This is a genomic window from Pseudomonas sp. IT-P12 (assembly GCF_949767465.1).
Lineage (GTDB): Bacteria > Pseudomonadota > Gammaproteobacteria > Pseudomonadales > Pseudomonadaceae > Aquipseudomonas.
This window is the reverse complement of record NZ_CATKPY010000026.1, coordinates 194,637-209,951: the sequence shown is the minus strand read 5'-3', so window position 1 is coordinate 209,951 and position 15,315 is coordinate 194,637. Positions and strand designations below refer to the sequence as shown.

At 60.5% G+C, this 15,315-nt stretch carries 18 protein-coding genes; 17 read left to right on the top strand and 1 reads right to left on the bottom strand.

The window, feature by feature from the left end:
- Positions 1-6: 6 nt before the first annotated feature.
- From tgt to ACM6IM_RS26155, 5 genes are all read left to right on the top strand, one after another.
- The gene (gene tgt, locus ACM6IM_RS26175; protein ID WP_168185069.1) at positions 7-1,122 is read left to right on the top strand and encodes a tRNA guanosine(34) transglycosylase Tgt; all 1,116 of its coding nucleotides are present in this window, start codon (positions 7-9) and stop codon (positions 1,120-1,122) included.
- Between the two features lie 43 nt (positions 1,123-1,165).
- The gene (gene yajC / locus ACM6IM_RS26170) at positions 1,166-1,504 is read left to right on the top strand and encodes a preprotein translocase subunit YajC (RefSeq protein ID WP_007916913.1); all 339 of its coding nucleotides are present in this window, start codon (positions 1,166-1,168) and stop codon (positions 1,502-1,504) included.
- A 63-nt stretch (positions 1,505-1,567) separates the two neighbouring features.
- Entirely contained in the window at positions 1,568-3,436 is a 1,869-nt protein-coding gene (secD, locus tag ACM6IM_RS26165) for a protein translocase subunit SecD (RefSeq protein ID WP_192302625.1), read from the top strand.
- Positions 3,437-3,445: 9 nt separating this feature from the next.
- Positions 3,446-4,360 carry a protein translocase subunit SecF gene (gene secF, locus ACM6IM_RS26160; RefSeq protein ID WP_192302624.1) on the top strand — a complete coding sequence of 305 codons (915 nt, stop codon included), beginning with the start codon at positions 3,446-3,448 and terminating at the stop codon, positions 4,358-4,360.
- Positions 4,361-4,494: 134 nt separating this feature from the next.
- A complete protein-coding gene (locus tag ACM6IM_RS26155; protein WP_085586634.1) occupies positions 4,495-5,043 on the top strand; it encodes a glycine zipper 2TM domain-containing protein in 549 nt (182 codons plus the stop codon).
- 243 nt (positions 5,044-5,286) lie between these two features.
- On the opposite strand, the gene suhB is transcribed toward ACM6IM_RS26155, so the two are convergent.
- Positions 5,287-6,105: an inositol-phosphate phosphatase gene (gene suhB, locus ACM6IM_RS26150; RefSeq protein ID WP_007982736.1), complete on the bottom strand. Its 819-nt coding sequence runs from the start codon at positions 6,103-6,105 to the stop codon at positions 5,287-5,289.
- Between the two features lie 146 nt (positions 6,106-6,251).
- Between suhB and trmJ the strand changes: the two genes are divergently transcribed.
- The 12 genes from trmJ (at position 6,252) to rlmN (ending at position 15,315) form a co-directional block, all read left to right on the top strand.
- The gene (gene trmJ / locus ACM6IM_RS26145; protein ID WP_371049207.1) at positions 6,252-7,022 is read left to right on the top strand and encodes a tRNA (cytosine(32)/uridine(32)-2'-O)-methyltransferase TrmJ; all 771 of its coding nucleotides are present in this window, start codon (positions 6,252-6,254) and stop codon (positions 7,020-7,022) included.
- 2 nt (positions 7,023-7,024) lie between these two features.
- Positions 7,025-7,801, top strand: coding sequence for a serine O-acetyltransferase (gene cysE / locus ACM6IM_RS26140; protein ID WP_192302622.1), 777 nt, complete (start codon positions 7,025-7,027; stop codon positions 7,799-7,801).
- Positions 7,802-8,040: 239 nt separating this feature from the next.
- On the top strand, positions 8,041-8,532 hold the full coding sequence (gene iscR / locus ACM6IM_RS26135; protein ID WP_192302621.1) for a Fe-S cluster assembly transcriptional regulator IscR: 492 nt from the start codon (positions 8,041-8,043) through the stop codon (positions 8,530-8,532).
- A 50-nt stretch (positions 8,533-8,582) separates the two neighbouring features.
- Positions 8,583-9,797, top strand: a complete 1,215-nt coding sequence (locus ACM6IM_RS26130; RefSeq protein WP_414866694.1) for an IscS subfamily cysteine desulfurase — start codon at positions 8,583-8,585, stop codon at positions 9,795-9,797.
- 84 nt (positions 9,798-9,881) lie between these two features.
- Positions 9,882-10,268 carry a Fe-S cluster assembly scaffold IscU gene (gene iscU / locus ACM6IM_RS26125; protein ID WP_003443374.1) on the top strand — a complete coding sequence of 129 codons (387 nt, stop codon included), beginning with the start codon at positions 9,882-9,884 and terminating at the stop codon, positions 10,266-10,268.
- Positions 10,269-10,302: 34 nt separating this feature from the next.
- On the top strand, positions 10,303-10,626 hold the full coding sequence (iscA, locus tag ACM6IM_RS26120) for an iron-sulfur cluster assembly protein IscA (protein ID WP_003227904.1): 324 nt from the start codon (positions 10,303-10,305) through the stop codon (positions 10,624-10,626).
- Positions 10,627-10,634: 8 nt separating this feature from the next.
- A complete protein-coding gene (gene hscB / locus ACM6IM_RS26115; RefSeq protein ID WP_192302619.1) occupies positions 10,635-11,156 on the top strand; it encodes a co-chaperone HscB in 522 nt (173 codons plus the stop codon).
- A 51-nt stretch (positions 11,157-11,207) separates the two neighbouring features.
- Positions 11,208-13,070, top strand: coding sequence for a Fe-S protein assembly chaperone HscA (hscA, locus tag ACM6IM_RS26110; protein ID WP_192302618.1), 1,863 nt, complete (start codon positions 11,208-11,210; stop codon positions 13,068-13,070).
- Positions 13,071-13,072: 2 nt separating this feature from the next.
- Positions 13,073-13,414, top strand: coding sequence for an ISC system 2Fe-2S type ferredoxin (gene fdx, locus ACM6IM_RS26105; protein ID WP_192302617.1), 342 nt, complete (start codon positions 13,073-13,075; stop codon positions 13,412-13,414).
- A 14-nt stretch (positions 13,415-13,428) separates the two neighbouring features.
- On the top strand, positions 13,429-13,629 hold the full coding sequence (gene iscX, locus ACM6IM_RS26100; protein WP_168757286.1) for a Fe-S cluster assembly protein IscX: 201 nt from the start codon (positions 13,429-13,431) through the stop codon (positions 13,627-13,629).
- Positions 13,630-13,717: 88 nt separating this feature from the next.
- Positions 13,718-14,143, top strand: a complete 426-nt coding sequence (ndk, locus tag ACM6IM_RS26095) for a nucleoside-diphosphate kinase (protein ID WP_192302616.1) — start codon at positions 13,718-13,720, stop codon at positions 14,141-14,143.
- A 29-nt stretch (positions 14,144-14,172) separates the two neighbouring features.
- Positions 14,173-15,315: a 23S rRNA (adenine(2503)-C(2))-methyltransferase RlmN gene (rlmN, locus tag ACM6IM_RS26090; protein ID WP_192302615.1), complete on the top strand. Its 1,143-nt coding sequence runs from the start codon at positions 14,173-14,175 to the stop codon at positions 15,313-15,315.

Here is a 15,315-nt window from a genome sequence, read left to right as displayed (position 1 = left end):
AGTCGTATGTCGTTTGAGTTGCTTGCCACCGACGGCAAGGCTCGTCGTGGTCGCTTGACCTTCCCCCGTGGCACCGTGGAGACCCCGGCCTTCATGCCGGTCGGCACCTATGGCACGGTCAAGGGCATGCTGCCGCGGGATATCGAGGCGATTGGCGCGGAGATCATTCTGGGCAACACCTTTCACCTGTGGCTGCGTCCGGGCACCGAAGTGATCAAGAAACACGGCGACCTGCACGATTTCATGCAGTGGAAAGGCCCGATCCTGACCGACTCCGGCGGTTTCCAGGTGTTCAGCCTGGGCGCCATGCGCAAGATCAAGGAGGAGGGCGTGACCTTCGCCTCGCCGGTGGATGGCGCGAAAGTGTTCATGGGCCCGGAAGAATCGATGCAGGTCCAGCGTGACCTGGGCTCCGACATCGTGATGATTTTCGACGAATGCACGCCGTACCCGGCCGACGAAGACGTCGCTCGCGTGTCCATGGAGTTGTCCCTGCGTTGGGCTCAGCGCTCGAAAAACGCCCACGGCGACAACACCGCGGCGCTGTTCGGCATCGTTCAGGGCGGCATGCACCAGGACCTGCGCATGCGCTCGCTGGAAGGCCTGGACAAGATCGGCTTCGACGGCCTGGCCATTGGCGGTCTGTCGGTGGGCGAGCCCAAGCACGAAATGATCAAGGTGCTGGATTACCTGCCGGGCCAGATGCCCGCTGACAAACCTCGTTACCTTATGGGCGTTGGCAAACCGGAAGATCTGGTTGAGGGTGTGCGCCGCGGTGTGGACATGTTCGATTGCGTGATGCCAACCCGTAATGCCCGCAATGGGCATCTGTTCATTGATACTGGCGTGCTGAAGATCCGTAACGCGTTCCATCGCCATGATGATTCGCCGCTCGATCCGACCTGCGATTGCTATACCTGCCAGAACTTCTCCCGCGCTTATCTGCATCACCTGGACAAGTGCGGCGAAATGCTGGGGAGCATGCTCAATACCATCCATAACTTGCGCCATTATCAAGTGCTTATGGCTGGTTTGCGCGAGGCTATTCAACAGGGTACATTGGCCGCCTTTGTCGATGCCTTCTACGCCAAACGCGGGTTACCTGTTCCGCCTTTGGACTGAGTTTTCTGACCCCAAGATTCAACATTTGCAACTGGAGTGCTAAATGAGCTTTTTTATCTCGAATGCCATGGCTGACGCTGCTGCACCGGCAGCTGCCGGCCCTATGGGTGGCGGTTTTGAGTGGATTTTCCTGGTCGGTTTCCTGGTCATCTTCTACCTGATGATCTGGCGTCCACAGGCTAAGCGCGCCAAAGAGCAGAAGAACCTGCTGAGCAGCCTGCAGAAGGGCGACGAAGTGGTCACCACCGGCGGCATCGCCGGCAAGATCACCAAAGTGGCCGATGATTTCGTGGTGCTGGAAGTTTCCGACACCGTCGAAATGAAGTTCCAGAAAGGCGCCATCGCCGCCACTCTGCCCAAGGGCACGCTGAAAGCGATCTAAGTTTCAACTTCTACTCAATCGACGGGGCGCGCAAGGCGCCCCGCGTTCTAAACGGGCGGCGTGATGCTGAACAAATACCCTCTGTGGAAATACATTCTGATCCTGGCGGTGCTGGCGATCGGGCTGATTTATTCCGCTCCCAATCTTTATCCCGATGACCCGGCCATTCAGATCAGCGGTGCAAGTACTGCGCTGCAGGTCAATCAGGCTGACCTGGATCGCGTGAGCGCTGCGCTCAAGGAATCCGGGATGCAGGTCAAGGCGACTTCGCTGACGGCCGGCGGCAAGGGCGGTCTGATTCGCCTGGTCAAGGCTGAAGACCAGTTGCCTGCCAAGGACGTTGTGCGCAAGGCGTTGGGTGATGACTACGTCGTGGCCCTGAACCTGGCACAAACCACCCCGCAATGGCTGCGCAGCCTCGCCGCGCACCCGATGAAGCTGGGTCTGGACTTGTCCGGTGGTGTGCACTTCCTGCTCGAAGTGGACATGGACAAAGCCCTCGACGCACGCCTGAAAGTCTACGAAGGCGACGTCAAGAGCCTGTTGCGCAAAGAGAAACTGCGCTATCGCAGCCTGCCGCAGCTCAACGGTGCCATTCAGTTGGGTTTCGCCGATGAGGCTTCCCGCGAACAGGCCCGTGCACTGATCCGCAAGAGTTTCACCGATTTCGACATCGTTCCGGCCGACCTCAATGGTCAGGCGGTACTGCGTCTGGCGATGACCCCGGCCAAGCTGGCGGAAATCCGCGAATACTCCATCAAGCAGAACTTGACCACGGTACGTAACCGCGTCAACGAGCTGGGTGTTGCCGAACCGATCGTCCAGCGTCAGGGCGCCAACCGCATCGTGGTTGAGCTGCCGGGCGTGCAGGACACCGCAGAAGCCAAGCGTATCCTCGGCAAGACGGCCAACCTCGAGTTCCGCCTGGCCGCCGAGCCGGGTGCTTCGAAAGCCACTTCCGAATCCTTCGAATTCCGTGAGGGCAACCGTCCACCGGCGCAGATCGAGCGTGGCCTGATCATCACCGGCGACCAGGTGACTGACGCCAAGGCCGGTTTCGGCGAGCACGGCACCCCGGAAGTGAACATTCGTCTGGACGGCCACGGCGGCGAGCTGATGAGCCGTGCGACCCGTTCGAACGTCGGTCGCAGTATGGCGGTGATCTTCATCGAACAGCGTCCGGTCACCACCTACACCAAGCAAGTGGTCGATGGCGTCGAGAAAGACGTCGCGGTGCAGACCTTCAAGGAAGAGAAGAAGATCATCAGCCTGGCGACCATCCAGTCGCCGCTGGGTGCGCAGTTCCGTATCACCGGCCTGAACGGCCAGGGCGAATCGTCCGAACTGGCGCTGCTGCTGCGTGCCGGTGGTCTGGCGGCACCGATGTACTTCGCTGAAGAGCGCACCATTGGCCCGAGCCTGGGTGCCGACAACATCACCAAGGGTATCGATGCCTCGCTGTGGGGCATGCTGTTCGTGTCGCTGTTCATCATCGCCATCTACCGCTTCTTCGGCATCATCGCCACCGTCGCGCTGGCGGTGAACATGGTGCTGCTGCTGGCCTTGATGTCGCTGCTGGGCGCAACGCTGACCCTGCCGGGTATCGCCGGTATCGTGTTGACCATGGGTATGGCGGTCGACGCCAACGTGCTGATCTTCTCGCGGATCCGTGAAGAGATCGCGGCGGGCATGACCGTACAGCGGGCGATCAACGAAGGTTTCAGTCGCGCATTCACCGCGATTCTCGACGCCAACCTGACCACCTTGCTGGTGGGCGGTATCCTGTTCGCCATGGGCACGGGCCCGGTCAAGGGCTTTGCGGTCACCATGTCCCTCGGGGTTTTGACTTCGATGTTCACGGCCATCATGGTCACCCGCGCGATGGTCAACCTGATCTTCGGCGGTCGTGACTTCAAGAAGTTGTGGATTTAAGGGGCTGCCATGTTACGTACAATCAACTTCATGGGCGTCCGCAACTTCGCGTTCGGCGTCACATTGTTCCTCACCCTGCTGGCGTTGTTCAGTGTCTTCACCAAGGGCATGAACTGGGGCCTGGACTTCACCGGCGGTACGCTCATCGAGCTGACCTACGAGCGTCCGGCCGACGTGACCAAGGTGCGTGAGCAGCTGGTCTCGTCCGGTTATCACGAAGCCGTGGTGCAGAACTTCGGCGCCACCACCGACCTGCTGGTGCGGATGCCGGGCGAAGACCCGCAACTGGGCCACCAGGTGGCCGAGGCGCTGCAGAAGGTCGGCGGCGACAACCCGGCGACGGTCAAGCGCGTCGAGTTCGTCGGCCCGCAGGTCGGTGAAGAACTGCGCGACCAGGGCGGCCTCGGCATGCTGATGGCGCTGGGCGGCATCCTGATCTACCTGGCGTTCCGCTTTCAGTGGAAATTCGCGGTCGGTGCCATCGTTTCGCTGATCCACGACGTGATCGTGACCATCGGTATCCTGTCGTTCTTCCAGATCACCTTCGACCTGACGGTGCTGGCGGCGGTACTGGCGATCATCGGTTACTCGCTCAACGACACCATCGTGGTATTTGACCGGGTTCGCGAGAACTTCCGTGTGCTGCGCAAGGCCAGCCTGATCGAGAACATCAACATCTCGACCACCCAGACCCTGCTGCGGACCATCGCGACCTCGGTGTCGACCTTGCTGGCCATCGCGGCGCTGCTGTTCTTCGGCGGCGACAACCTGTACGGCTTCTCCCTGGCGCTGCTGGTGGGTGTGTTGGCGGGTACCTACTCGTCGATCTACATCGCCAACGTGGTGCTGATCTGGCTGAACCTGAGTTCGGAAGACCTGATCCCGACGGTGAATACCGAGAAGGAAGTCGACGACCGTCCTTGAGGGGCTCTTTGACCTCAAGCGATCCCGGCTGTGCATGACCAAAAAAGGCGCGAGTTGAACTCGCGCCTTTTTTTGTGCTCCAAGGCTGGGAGAAGCGCGGGCGCGTTCCCGCATGTGATGGTCAGGAGGTTCATGTGAACAAGTCGTTACTGGTTGGTGCGGTATTGGGTGCTGTCGGTGTGACTGCCGGGGGTGCTGTTGCCACCTACAGCCTGGTAAAAAGCGGCCCTGAGTATGCGCAAGTACTGGCCGTCGAGCCGGTGAAGACACAGATCAAGACTCCACGTGAAGTGTGCAAGGACGTCACGGTGACCCGGCAGGCGCCGGTCAAGGATCAACACCAGATCGCCGGTACGGTGGTCGGTGCGCTGGCAGGCGGTCTGCTGGGTAACCAGATCGGCGGCGGCACCGGCAAGAAGATTGCCACGGTTGCCGGTGCGGTCGGTGGCGGCTATGCCGGTAACAAGGTTCAGGAGGGCATGCAGGAGCGTGACACCTACACCACCACCCAGACGCGCTGTAACACCGTGAACGACATCAGCGACAAGGTCGTGGGTTATGACGTTCGTTACTCGCTGGACGGCAAGGAAGGCAAAGTGCGGATGGACCGCGACCCGGGCAACCAGATCCCTGTGGACAAGGAAGGCAAGCTGATCCTGTCGCAGGCTCAGCCGGGGCAATAAGGTCCAGGCTTGAATTGAAAAGGGGCACTCCATTGGGGTGCCCCTTTTTTTGTGCTCGGAATTTCATTCTGAATCCACTGCAAATCCCCTGTGGGAGCGGGCTTGCTCGCGAAGGCGGTTTAACATCCAGCATTGATGCCGCCTGACACACCGCATTCGCGAGCAAGCCCGCTCCCACAGGGCGTGGGATTTTCGGGCATAAAAAAAGCACCCCGAGGGGTGCTTTTTCATGTCACTGCAAGCTTAGCGCTTCAGCGAGGCCGGCAGGTGCGGCTGGATTGCAGTCAGTACAGCCTTGAAGCATTTGGTGTTGCCGGCAACCACGTGGCCTTTTTCGAGGAAGTCGTGACCGCCGGTGAAGTCGCTCACCAGGCCGCCAGCTTCTTGAATCAGCAGGGCGCCTGCGGCCATGTCCCACTCGGACAGGCCCGATTCCCAGAAAGCGTCGAAACGACCGGCGGCCACATAGGCCAGGTCCAGGCTGGCGGAGCCGGCGCGGCGGATGCCGGCGGTCTGGCCAACCAGGGCGCGGAACATGCCCAGGTAGTTGTCGAGGTTGTCCATCTGGTCGTCACGGAACGGGAAGCCGGTACCCAGCAGGGCGCCGTCCAGGCTGGTGCGGCCGCTGACGCGCAGGCGACGACCGTTCAACTGGGCGCCACGGCCACGGCTGGCGGTGAATTCTTCCTGGCGAACCGGGTCCAGCACAACGGCGTGTTCGAGGCGGCCGCGGTATTTACAGGCGATGCTGACAGCGAAGTGAGGAATGCCGCGCAGGAAGTTGGTGGTGCCGTCCAGCGGATCGATGATCCACAGGTATTCTTCGCCTTCGATCCCGGTGCCGGCGTGCATGCCGGTTTCTTCACCCATGATCGAGTGGTTCGGGTACGCCTTGCGCAGGGCGTCGATGATTTTCTGTTCGGCGGCGCGATCCACCTCGGATACGTAATCCTTGGCGTCTTTTTCGTCGACCTTGATGGTATCCAGGCGCTCGATGGAGCGGAAGATCAATTCACTGGCGCTGCGGGCGGCGCGCAGCGCGATATTCAGCATGGGCTGCATGGATGTGTCACCTAAGGTTGTTAAAGAAAGCCGCGCATTCTATCAGAAAGTTTCTACAGGTGAAGGTCGGTGTTCGCTTTCGTGGCTTAACGGTAGTTTGAGCTGTAAGATTCGGCTCCCGATTATCGTGTTCGAGAGCGCCTCCCTTGCTGCAAAACATTCGTGTCGTACTGGTCAATACCAGTCATCCAGGCAATATCGGCGGGACTGCGCGTGCCATGAAGAACATGGGCCTGTCGCGGCTGGTGCTGGTTGAACCACGCGTGTTCCCGCATCACGAGGCCGATGCCCGAGCCTCCGGCGCCGGCGACATCCTTGAAAATGCGCAAGTCGTCGCCACCTTGGAGGATGCCCTGGTCGGTTGCAACCTGGTGCTCGGCACCAGCGCCCGTGACCGGCGCATTCCCTGGCCGCTGCTCGATCCTCGCGAGTGCGGGACGAAAGTGGTCGAGGAAGCCGGGCAGGGCGCCGAAATCGCCCTGGTGTTCGGTCGTGAAGATTCCGGCCTGACCAACGAAGAGCTGCAGCGATGTCATTATCACGTGCACATCCCATCCGACCCCGAGTTCAGTTCGCTGAACCTGGGGGCGGCGGTGCAGGTGTTGAGTTATGAAGTGCGCATGGCCTGGCTGGCGGCCCAAGGGCAGCCGAGCAAGGTCGAGAAGGAAGAAGTGGCCTCGGTCAAAAGCGCAGAGCTGGCGACCATGGACGAGCTGGAGCGATTCTATGAGCACCTGGAGCAGACCCTGGTGGCCATCGAGTTCCTCGACCCGGAAAAGCCACGGCACTTGATGGCGCGCCTGCGTCGGTTGTACGGACGCAGCTCGGTCAGCCGGGCTGAGATGAATATATTGCGTGGCATCCTCACGGAAACCCAAAAAGCGGCCCGTGGCGAGCTTCTGAAGCGGAAGGATTAATGATGTTCGAGCGTTTGCGTGAAGATATCCAGAGTGTTTTCCATCGTGATCCGGCAGCGCGTAACGCTTTTGAAGTCCTGACGTGCTACCCGGGCATGCATGCCATCTGGATTCACCGTCTGTCGGCCGCCCTGTGGCGCGCCGAGCTGAAATGGCTGGCGCGGCTGGTGTCGAACTTCGGCCGCTGGCTGACCGGGATCGAGATTCATCCGGGGGCCAAGGTCGGTCGTCGCTTCTTCATTGACCATGGCATGGGCATCGTCATCGGTGAAACCGCCGAAATCGGCAACGACGTCACCCTGTACCAGGGCGTGACCCTGGGCGGCACCAGCTGGAACAAGGGCAAGCGTCACCCGACCCTGGAAGACGGCGTAGTGGTGGGCGCCGGTGCCAAGGTGCTCGGCCCGTTCACCGTCGGCGCAGGGGCCAAGGTCGGTTCCAATGCCGTGGTCACCAAGGCGGTGCCGGCCGGGGCGACGGTGGTGGGTATTCCGGGGCGGATCATCGTCAAGACCGACGAGGAGCAGGACGCCAGGCGCAAGGCCATGGCCGAGAAAATCGGCTTCGATGCCTACGGTGTCGGCGAAGACATGCCGGACCCGGTGGCCCGCGCCATCAACCAGTTGCTCGATCACCTGCAGGCGGTCGATGGTCGCCTGGAGGGGATGTGCGGCGCATTGACCGAGCTGGGCAGCAATTACTGTGCGAAAGACCTGCCTGAACTGCGCGAGGAAGACTTTGCGTGCGTGAAGGACAAGGATCAGAGCCAGGCCGGCTGAATTGAGGTGAATTCATCGCGAGCAGGCTTGCTCCCGCAGGGGAATGCGATCCAGTGTGGGAGCGAGCCTGCTCGCGATGAACGATAACACGGTACTGCTGGCTGTAACCGGCCAGCCTTTGCTATGATGCGCGCGCTGTTTTGCGGGTAAACCTGACTAAAGTACTAGGTCTTATAGTTGACTTAAATACTCGGGAATTGCATACTCGCCTCACTTCCGAAACTCCGTGGTAATTGTCCATGCGACTGACTACAAAAGGCCGATACGCCGTGACCGCCATGCTCGATCTGGCGTTGCACGCGCAGCACGGGCCCGTGTCCCTGGCCGATATCTCCGAGCGCCAAGGCATCTCCCTGTCCTACCTCGAACAGCTTTTCGCCAAATTGCGCCGCAGCAATCTGGTCTCCAGCGTTCGCGGTCCGGGCGGCGGCTATCAGTTGTCCCGCGACATGCAGGGCATCCAGGTCGCCCAGGTGATCGATGCGGTCAACGAATCGGTAGATGCCACCAAATGCCAGGGCCAGGGCGATTGCCATTCCGGCGACACCTGCCTGACTCACCACTTGTGGTGCGACCTGAGCCTGCAGATCCACGAATTTCTGAGCGGTATCAGCTTGGCTGACCTTGTCACTCGCCGTGAGGTGCAAGAAGTAGCCATGCGTCAGGACCAACGCCGTTGCAATAGCAAGGCGCCACGCCTGGACAAGATCGAAGCGTCCGCCGTCGAATGACAGCCAGAGAGCTAGCGGCGCGCCAGCCAGCCTGATTTAGGAGAGAGTCCATGAAATTGCCGATTTACCTTGATTACTCTGCGACCACCCCGGTTGATCCGCGTGTTGCGCAAAAGATGAGTGAATGCCTGCTGGTCGACGGGAACTTCGGTAACCCGGCGTCCCGCTCCCACGTGTTCGGCTGGAAAGCTGAAGAGTCCGTCGAGAACGCCCGTCGTCAGGTCGCCGACCTGGTCAACGCCGACCCGCGTGAAATCGTCTGGACCTCCGGCGCCACCGAGTCCGACAACCTGGCAATCAAGGGTGCGGCACATTTCTACCAGACCAAGGGCAAGCACCTGATCACCTCCAAGATCGAGCACAAGGCTGTCCTGGACACCATGCGCCAACTGGAGCGTGAAGGCTTCGAAGTCGCTTACCTCGATCCTCAGGAAGATGGCCTGATCACCCCGGCCATGATCGAAGCCGCCCTGCGCGACGACACCATCCTGGTTTCGATCATGCACGTGAACAACGAAATCGGCACCGTCAACGACATCGCCGCCATCGGCGAACTGACCCGCTCCAAGGGCATCCTGTTCCACGTCGATGCTGCTCAGTCCACCGGCAAGGTCGAGATCGACCTGCAGAAGCTGAAAGTCGACATGATGTCGTTCTCCGCCCACAAGACCTACGGTCCAAAAGGCATCGGCGCGCTGTACGTGAGCCGCAAGCCACGCGTGCGCATCGAAGCGACCATGCACGGCGGCGGTCACGAGCGCGGCATGCGTTCCGGCACCCTGGCCACTCACCAGATCGTCGGCATGGGTGAAGCCTTCCGCGTCGCCAAGGAAGACATGGCGGCCGAGAACGTACGCATCAAGGCCCTGAGCGACCGTTTCTTCAAGCAGGTCGAAGACCTGGAAGAGCTGTACGTCAACGGCAGCCTGACCGCCCGCGTTCCGCACAACCTGAACCTGAGCTTCAACTACGTCGAAGGCGAGTCGCTGATCATGGCCCTCAAGGACCTGGCGGTGTCGTCCGGTTCGGCCTGCACCTCGGCCTCGCTGGAGCCTTCGTACGTGCTGCGCGCCCTGGGCCGCAACGACGAACTGGCACACAGCTCGATCCGCTTCACCTTCGGTCGTTTCACCACCGAAGAAGAAATCGACTACGCCGCGCAGAAAGTCTGCGAGGCCGTTACCAAGCTGCGCGCCCTGTCGCCGCTGTGGGACATGTATAAAGACGGTGTCGACATTTCGAAAATCGAGTGGGCGGCACACTGATTTCAAGTCGCCGCAAACAGCCCCGTCGAACCACGGTTCCCGGGGCCTCAAGAGCGACTCTCTGATGAGTGAGGAATAAGTACCATGGCTTACAGCGAAAAGGTCATCGACCACTACGAAAACCCGCGCAACGTCGGCAAGATGGACGCGGAAGACCCGGATGTCGGCACTGGCATGGTCGGCGCCCCGGCGTGCGGCGACGTCATGCGCCTGCAGATCAAGGTCAACGAGCAAGGCATCATCGAGGACGCCAAGTTCAAGACCTATGGCTGCGGTTCGGCCATCGCCTCCAGCTCCCTGGCGACCGAGTGGATGAAAGGCAAGACTCTGGATGAAGCAGAGACCATCAAGAACACTCAACTGGCCGAAGAACTGGCCCTGCCGCCAGTGAAAATTCACTGCTCCGTGCTCGCTGAAGACGCCATCAAGGCGGCCGTTCGCGACTACAAGCAGAAGAAAGGCTTGATCTGACTTTCAAGAATGAGCGACGAGTAAGGAGTCACCGATGGCTATCAGCATGACAGAAGCGGCTGCTCGACACGTGCGGCGCTCCCTTGACGGGCGCGGCAAAGGTGAAGGGATTCGTCTGGGTGTTCGCACCACAGGCTGTTCCGGCCTTGCCTATGTGCTGGAGTTTGTCGACGAGGTGGTTGCAGAGGATCAGGTGTTCGAAAGTCACGGCGAGAAAGTGATCATCGACCCGAAAAGCCTGGCTTACCTGGACGGCACCGAGCTCGATTTCGTCAAGGAAGGGTTGAACGAAGGCTTCAAGTTCAACAACCCCAACGTACGCGGTGAATGTGGCTGCGGCGAAAGCTTCAACATCTGAGGCTTCTTGTGGGTACTCCTTGTCATTTCGCTTTATTCGAGCTGCAACCGAGCTTCAATCTGGACCTCGACCAGCTGGCTACGCGCTACCGTGAGTTGGCGCGCAGTGTTCATCCGGACCGTTTTGCGGACGCTTCCGAGCGCGAGCAGCGGTTGGCGCTGGAGCAATCCGCGAGCCTCAACGAGGCCTACCAGACGCTCAAGAGTCCACCCAAGCGCGCGCGTTACCTGCTCGCCTTGAACGGTGGCGAGCTGCCGCTGGAGGTCACGGTGCATGATCCGGAGTTCCTTCTGCAGCAGATGGCGTTGCGCGAAGAGCTCGAAGACCTGCAGGACAGCGCCGATCTGTCTGGCGTTGCCGCCTTCAAGCGGCGCCTGAAGGCTGCCCAGGAAGAACTGAACCAGAGCTTTGCCGCTTGCTGGAACGATGCTGCGCAGCGCGAGCAGGCCGAGCGCCTGATGCGACGCATGCAATTCCTCGACAAGCTGACCTACGAAGTGCGCCAGTTAGAAGAGCGCCTCGACGATTAACCCAGTGCCGCTCCGGTCGCACGCCTGATATACAGATAAGTCCTGATCACGATGGCCCTACTGCAGATCGCCGAACCCGGCCAAAGTCCTCAACCGCACCAGCGTCGTCTGGCTGTGGGGATCGACTTGGGCACTACCAATTCGCTGGTCGCTGCATTGCGCAGTGGTCTTTCCGAGCCGCTGGCCGATGCTGACGGGCAGGTCATCCTGCCGTCTGCCGTGCGCTACCACGCTGATCGCGTCGAAGTGGGCGAGTCAGCCAGGCTGGCCGCGTCAACTGACCCGTTGAACACCGTGCTGTCGGTCAAGCGCCTGATGGGGCGCGGGTTGTCCGACGTCAAGCAGCTGGGCGAGCAACTGCCGTACCGCTTTGTCGGCGGCGAATCGCACATGCCGTTCATCGATACCGTTCAGGGGCCGAAAAGCCCGGTCGAAGTCTCGGCCGATATCCTCAAGGTCTTGCGCCTGCGCGCTGAGGCGACCCTGGGTGGCGAACTGGTCGGCGCGGTGATCACCGTTCCGGCCTATTTCGACGACGCTCAGCGCCAGGCCACCAAGGATGCGGCGAAACTGGCCGGTCTGAACGTGCTGCGTTTGCTCAACGAGCCGACCGCCGCCGCTGTGGCGTACGGCCTGGATCAACATGCCGAGGGCCTGGTCGCCATTTATGACCTGGGCGGCGGCACCTTCGATATTTCGATTCTGCGCCTGACCGGCGGTGTGTTCGAAGTGCTGGCCACCGGCGGCGACAGCGCCCTGGGTGGCGATGACTTCGACCACGCCATCGCCGGCTGGATCATCGCCAGTGCCGGTCTGTCGGCCGACCTTGATCCGGGTGCGCAGCGCAATCTGCTGCAAACCGCCTGTGCGGCCAAAGAGGCGCTGACCGATGCCGCATCGGTTGAAGTGGTTTATGGCGACTGGAAAGCCGAACTGACCCGTGAAGCCTTCAATGCGCTGATCGAACCCATGGTGGCGCGCAGCCTGAAAGCCTGCCGTCGTGCCGTGCGCGATTCCGGCATCGAGCTCGAAGACGTGCACGCGGTGGTCATGGTCGGCGGCTCGACACGCGTGCCGCGCGTGCGCGAAGCGGTCGCCGAAGCGTTCGGTCGCCAGCCGCTGACCGAAATCGATCCGGATCAAGTGGTGGCCATCGGGGCCGCGATCCAGGCCGATACGCTGGCCGGCAACAAGCGCGACGGTGGCGAACTGCTGCTGCTCGACGTGATTCCACTGTCCCTGGGGCTGGAAACCATGGGCGGCCTGATGGAGAAGGTGATTCCGCGCAACACCACCATTCCCGTCGCTCGCGCCCAGGACTTCACCACCTACAAGGACGGCCAGTCGGCCATGGCGATCCACGTGTTGCAGGGCGAGCGCGAGCTGATCAGCGACTGCCGCTCCCTGGCACGTTTCGAATTGCGCGGCATTCCGGCGATGGTGGCCGGCGCGGCGAAGATTCGTGTGACCTTCCAGGTCGACGCCGACGGCCTGCTCAGCGTTTCGGCGCGGGAAATGGGCTCGGGCGTTGAAGCCAGCATTCAGGTCAAGCCGTCCTATGGCCTGACCGACGGCGAAATCGCCAAGATGCTCAAGGATTCGTTCCAGCACGCCAACGATGACAAGGTCGCCCGTGTGCTGCGTGAGCAGCAGGTCGACGCCCAGCGTCTGATCGAGGCGGTGCAGGCGGCCCTGGAGGCCGACGGCGACCGCCTGCTCGATGCCGAGGAGCGTCTGGTCATCGACTTGCAGGTGCAGGAACTGACCGAACTGATGAAAGGTACCGATGGCTACGCCATCGAGCAGCAGACCAAGCGTCTGTCGCAAGTGACCGATGCCTTTGCCGCCCGCCGCCTGGACTCCACGGTGAAAGCCGCCCTGGCGGGGCGCAACCTGAATGAGATTGAGGAATAACGATGCCGCAGGTCATTTTTCTGCCACACGAAAAGTTTTGCCCGGAAGGCATGGTTGTGGAGGCTGAGCCCGGTACGTCGATCCTCGAGCTGGCCCATGAGCACCATATCGAGATGGAAAGTGCCTGTGGCGGCGTCTGCGCCTGCACCACCTGTCATTGCATCGTCCGCGAAGGGTTCGATTCGCTGGAAGAAGCGGATGAGCTGGAAGAAGATTTCCTCGATCGCGCCTGGGGCCTGGAAGCGCAGTCGCGTCTGGCGTGCCAGGCGATTGTCGGGACGGAAGACCTGACCGTCGAAATTCCGAAATACTCGCTCAACCATGCAGCCGAAGCGCCGCACTGATTCAAGGAACTATCATGAGTCTCAAGTGGACTGATGTGCTGGAAATCGCTATCCAGCTGGCTGAAAGCAAACCTGAAGTTGACCCAATGTCGGTCAACTTCGTCGATCTGCGTAAATGGGTGATGGAATTGCCCGAGTTCGACGACAAGCCTGAACATTGTGGCGAAAAGATCCTCGAGGCCATCCAGGCCCATTGGATCGAAGAACGCGACTGAGCCACGCTGCAGGTTAGGCAATACCCAAGAACCCGCGTATAATTCGCGGGTTTAATTTTTCACAAATTACCGTTTCTGGAGTTACACCATGGCTGTTCAACGTACTTTCTCCATCATCAAGCCTGACGCTGTTGCAAAAAACGTCATCGGTGAGATCACCACTCGTTTCGAAAAAGCCGGCCTGCGCGTTGTAGCTTCGAAACTGAAGCAACTGTCCAAAGCCGAAGCTGAAGGCTTCTACGCTGAGCACAGCGCTCGTGGTTTCTTCGGCGACCTGGTTGCCTTCATGACTTCCGGTCCGGTTGTCGTTCAGGTGCTGGAAGGCGAAAACGCTATCGCTCGCAACCGTGAGCTGATGGGCGCTACCAACCCTAAAGAAGCGGCTGCCGGCACCATCCGTGCTGACTTCGCTGAATCCATCGACGCCAACGCTGTACACGGTTCGGACTCCGAAGCCGCTGCCGCTCGCGAAATCGCATACTTCTTCGCAGCTACCGAAGTAACCACTCGCTAAGCATCGGCTTAAAGAGTGAAGGTGAATCCATGACGACATCGACTGTTAAAACCAACCTGCTGGGGCTGACCCAGCCGGAAATGGAAAAATTCTTCGACTCAATCGGGGAGAAGCGTTTCCGTGCCGGTCAGGTAATGAAATGGATTCACCACTTTGGCGTCGATGATTTCGACGCCATGACGAACGTCAGCAAGGCCCTGCGCGAAAAGCTCAAGGCGGTTGCCGAGGTTCGCGGTCCGGAAGTGGTCAGCGAGGACATCTCCAGCGACGGTACCCGTAAATGGGTGGTGCGCGTGGCGTCCGGCAGCTGCGTCGAGACCGTCTACATTCCCCAGGGCAAACGCGGCACCTTGTGCGTTTCGTCCCAGGCAGGCTGTGCCCTGGATTGCAGTTTCTGCTCCACCGGCAAGCAAGGCTTCAACAGCAACCTCACCGCCGCCGAAGTCATCGGCCAGGTGTGGATTGCCAACAAATCCTTTGGCAGCGTCCCGGCAACCGTCGACCGTGCCATCACCAACGTGGTGATGATGGGCATGGGTGAGCCGCTGCTGAACTTCGACAACGTCATTGCGGCCATGCACCTGATGATGGACGACCTGGGCTACGGCATCTCCAAGCGCCGTGTGACCCTGTCGACCTCCGGCGTGGTGCCGATGATCGATGAGCTGGCCAAGCACATCGACGTCTCGCTGGCGTTGTCCCTGCACGCACCGAATGACGCATTGCGTAACCAATTGGTGCCGATCAACAAGAAATATCCGCTTAAGATGTTGCTCGAGTCGTGCCAGCGCTACATGTCCGCCCTGGGCGAGAAACGTGTGCTGACCATCGAGTACACCTTGCTCAAGGACGTCAACGACAAGCTTGAGCACGCCGTGGAAATGATCGAGTTGCTCAGGAACATCCCGTGCAAGATCAACCTGATCCCGTTCAACCCGTTCCCGCATTCCGGTTACGAGCGTCCGAGCAACAATGCGATTCGGCGTTTCCAGGATCAGCTTCATCAGGCAGGTTTCAACGTCACCGTGCGCACCACCCGTGGTGAGGACATCGACGCGGCCTGCGGTCAATTGGTAGGGCAGGTGCTGGATCGCACCCGTCGCAGCGAACGTTATATTGCCGTGCGCGAGTTGAGCGCCGACAGCGATATGGCGCAGAACGCCGCGAAATAA

Excerpts from the sequence above, each read along its gene's own strand:
- tgt (WP_168185069.1), top strand. The coding sequence starts at position 7 with ATGTCGTTTGAGTTGCTTGCCACCGACGGCAAGGCTCGTCGTGGTCGC.
- yajC (WP_007916913.1), top strand. The coding sequence starts at position 1,166 with ATGAGCTTTTTTATCTCGAATGCCATGGCTGACGCTGCTGCACCGGCA.
- secD (WP_192302625.1), top strand. The coding sequence starts at position 1,568 with ATGCTGAACAAATACCCTCTGTGGAAATACATTCTGATCCTGGCGGTG.
- secF (WP_192302624.1), top strand. The coding sequence starts at position 3,446 with ATGTTACGTACAATCAACTTCATGGGCGTCCGCAACTTCGCGTTCGGC.
- suhB (WP_007982736.1), bottom strand. The coding sequence starts at position 6,105 with ATGCAGCCCATGCTGAATATCGCGCTGCGCGCCGCCCGCAGCGCCAGT.
- cysE (WP_192302622.1), top strand. The coding sequence starts at position 7,025 with ATGTTCGAGCGTTTGCGTGAAGATATCCAGAGTGTTTTCCATCGTGAT.
- iscR (WP_192302621.1), top strand. The coding sequence starts at position 8,041 with ATGCGACTGACTACAAAAGGCCGATACGCCGTGACCGCCATGCTCGAT.
- ACM6IM_RS26130 (WP_414866694.1), top strand. The coding sequence starts at position 8,583 with ATGAAATTGCCGATTTACCTTGATTACTCTGCGACCACCCCGGTTGAT.
- iscU (WP_003443374.1), top strand. The coding sequence starts at position 9,882 with ATGGCTTACAGCGAAAAGGTCATCGACCACTACGAAAACCCGCGCAAC.
- iscA (WP_003227904.1), top strand. The coding sequence starts at position 10,303 with ATGGCTATCAGCATGACAGAAGCGGCTGCTCGACACGTGCGGCGCTCC.
- hscA (WP_192302618.1), top strand. The coding sequence starts at position 11,208 with ATGGCCCTACTGCAGATCGCCGAACCCGGCCAAAGTCCTCAACCGCAC.
- fdx (WP_192302617.1), top strand. The coding sequence starts at position 13,073 with ATGCCGCAGGTCATTTTTCTGCCACACGAAAAGTTTTGCCCGGAAGGC.
- iscX (WP_168757286.1), top strand. The coding sequence starts at position 13,429 with ATGAGTCTCAAGTGGACTGATGTGCTGGAAATCGCTATCCAGCTGGCT.
- ndk (WP_192302616.1), top strand. The coding sequence starts at position 13,718 with ATGGCTGTTCAACGTACTTTCTCCATCATCAAGCCTGACGCTGTTGCA.
- rlmN (WP_192302615.1), top strand. The coding sequence starts at position 14,173 with ATGACGACATCGACTGTTAAAACCAACCTGCTGGGGCTGACCCAGCCG.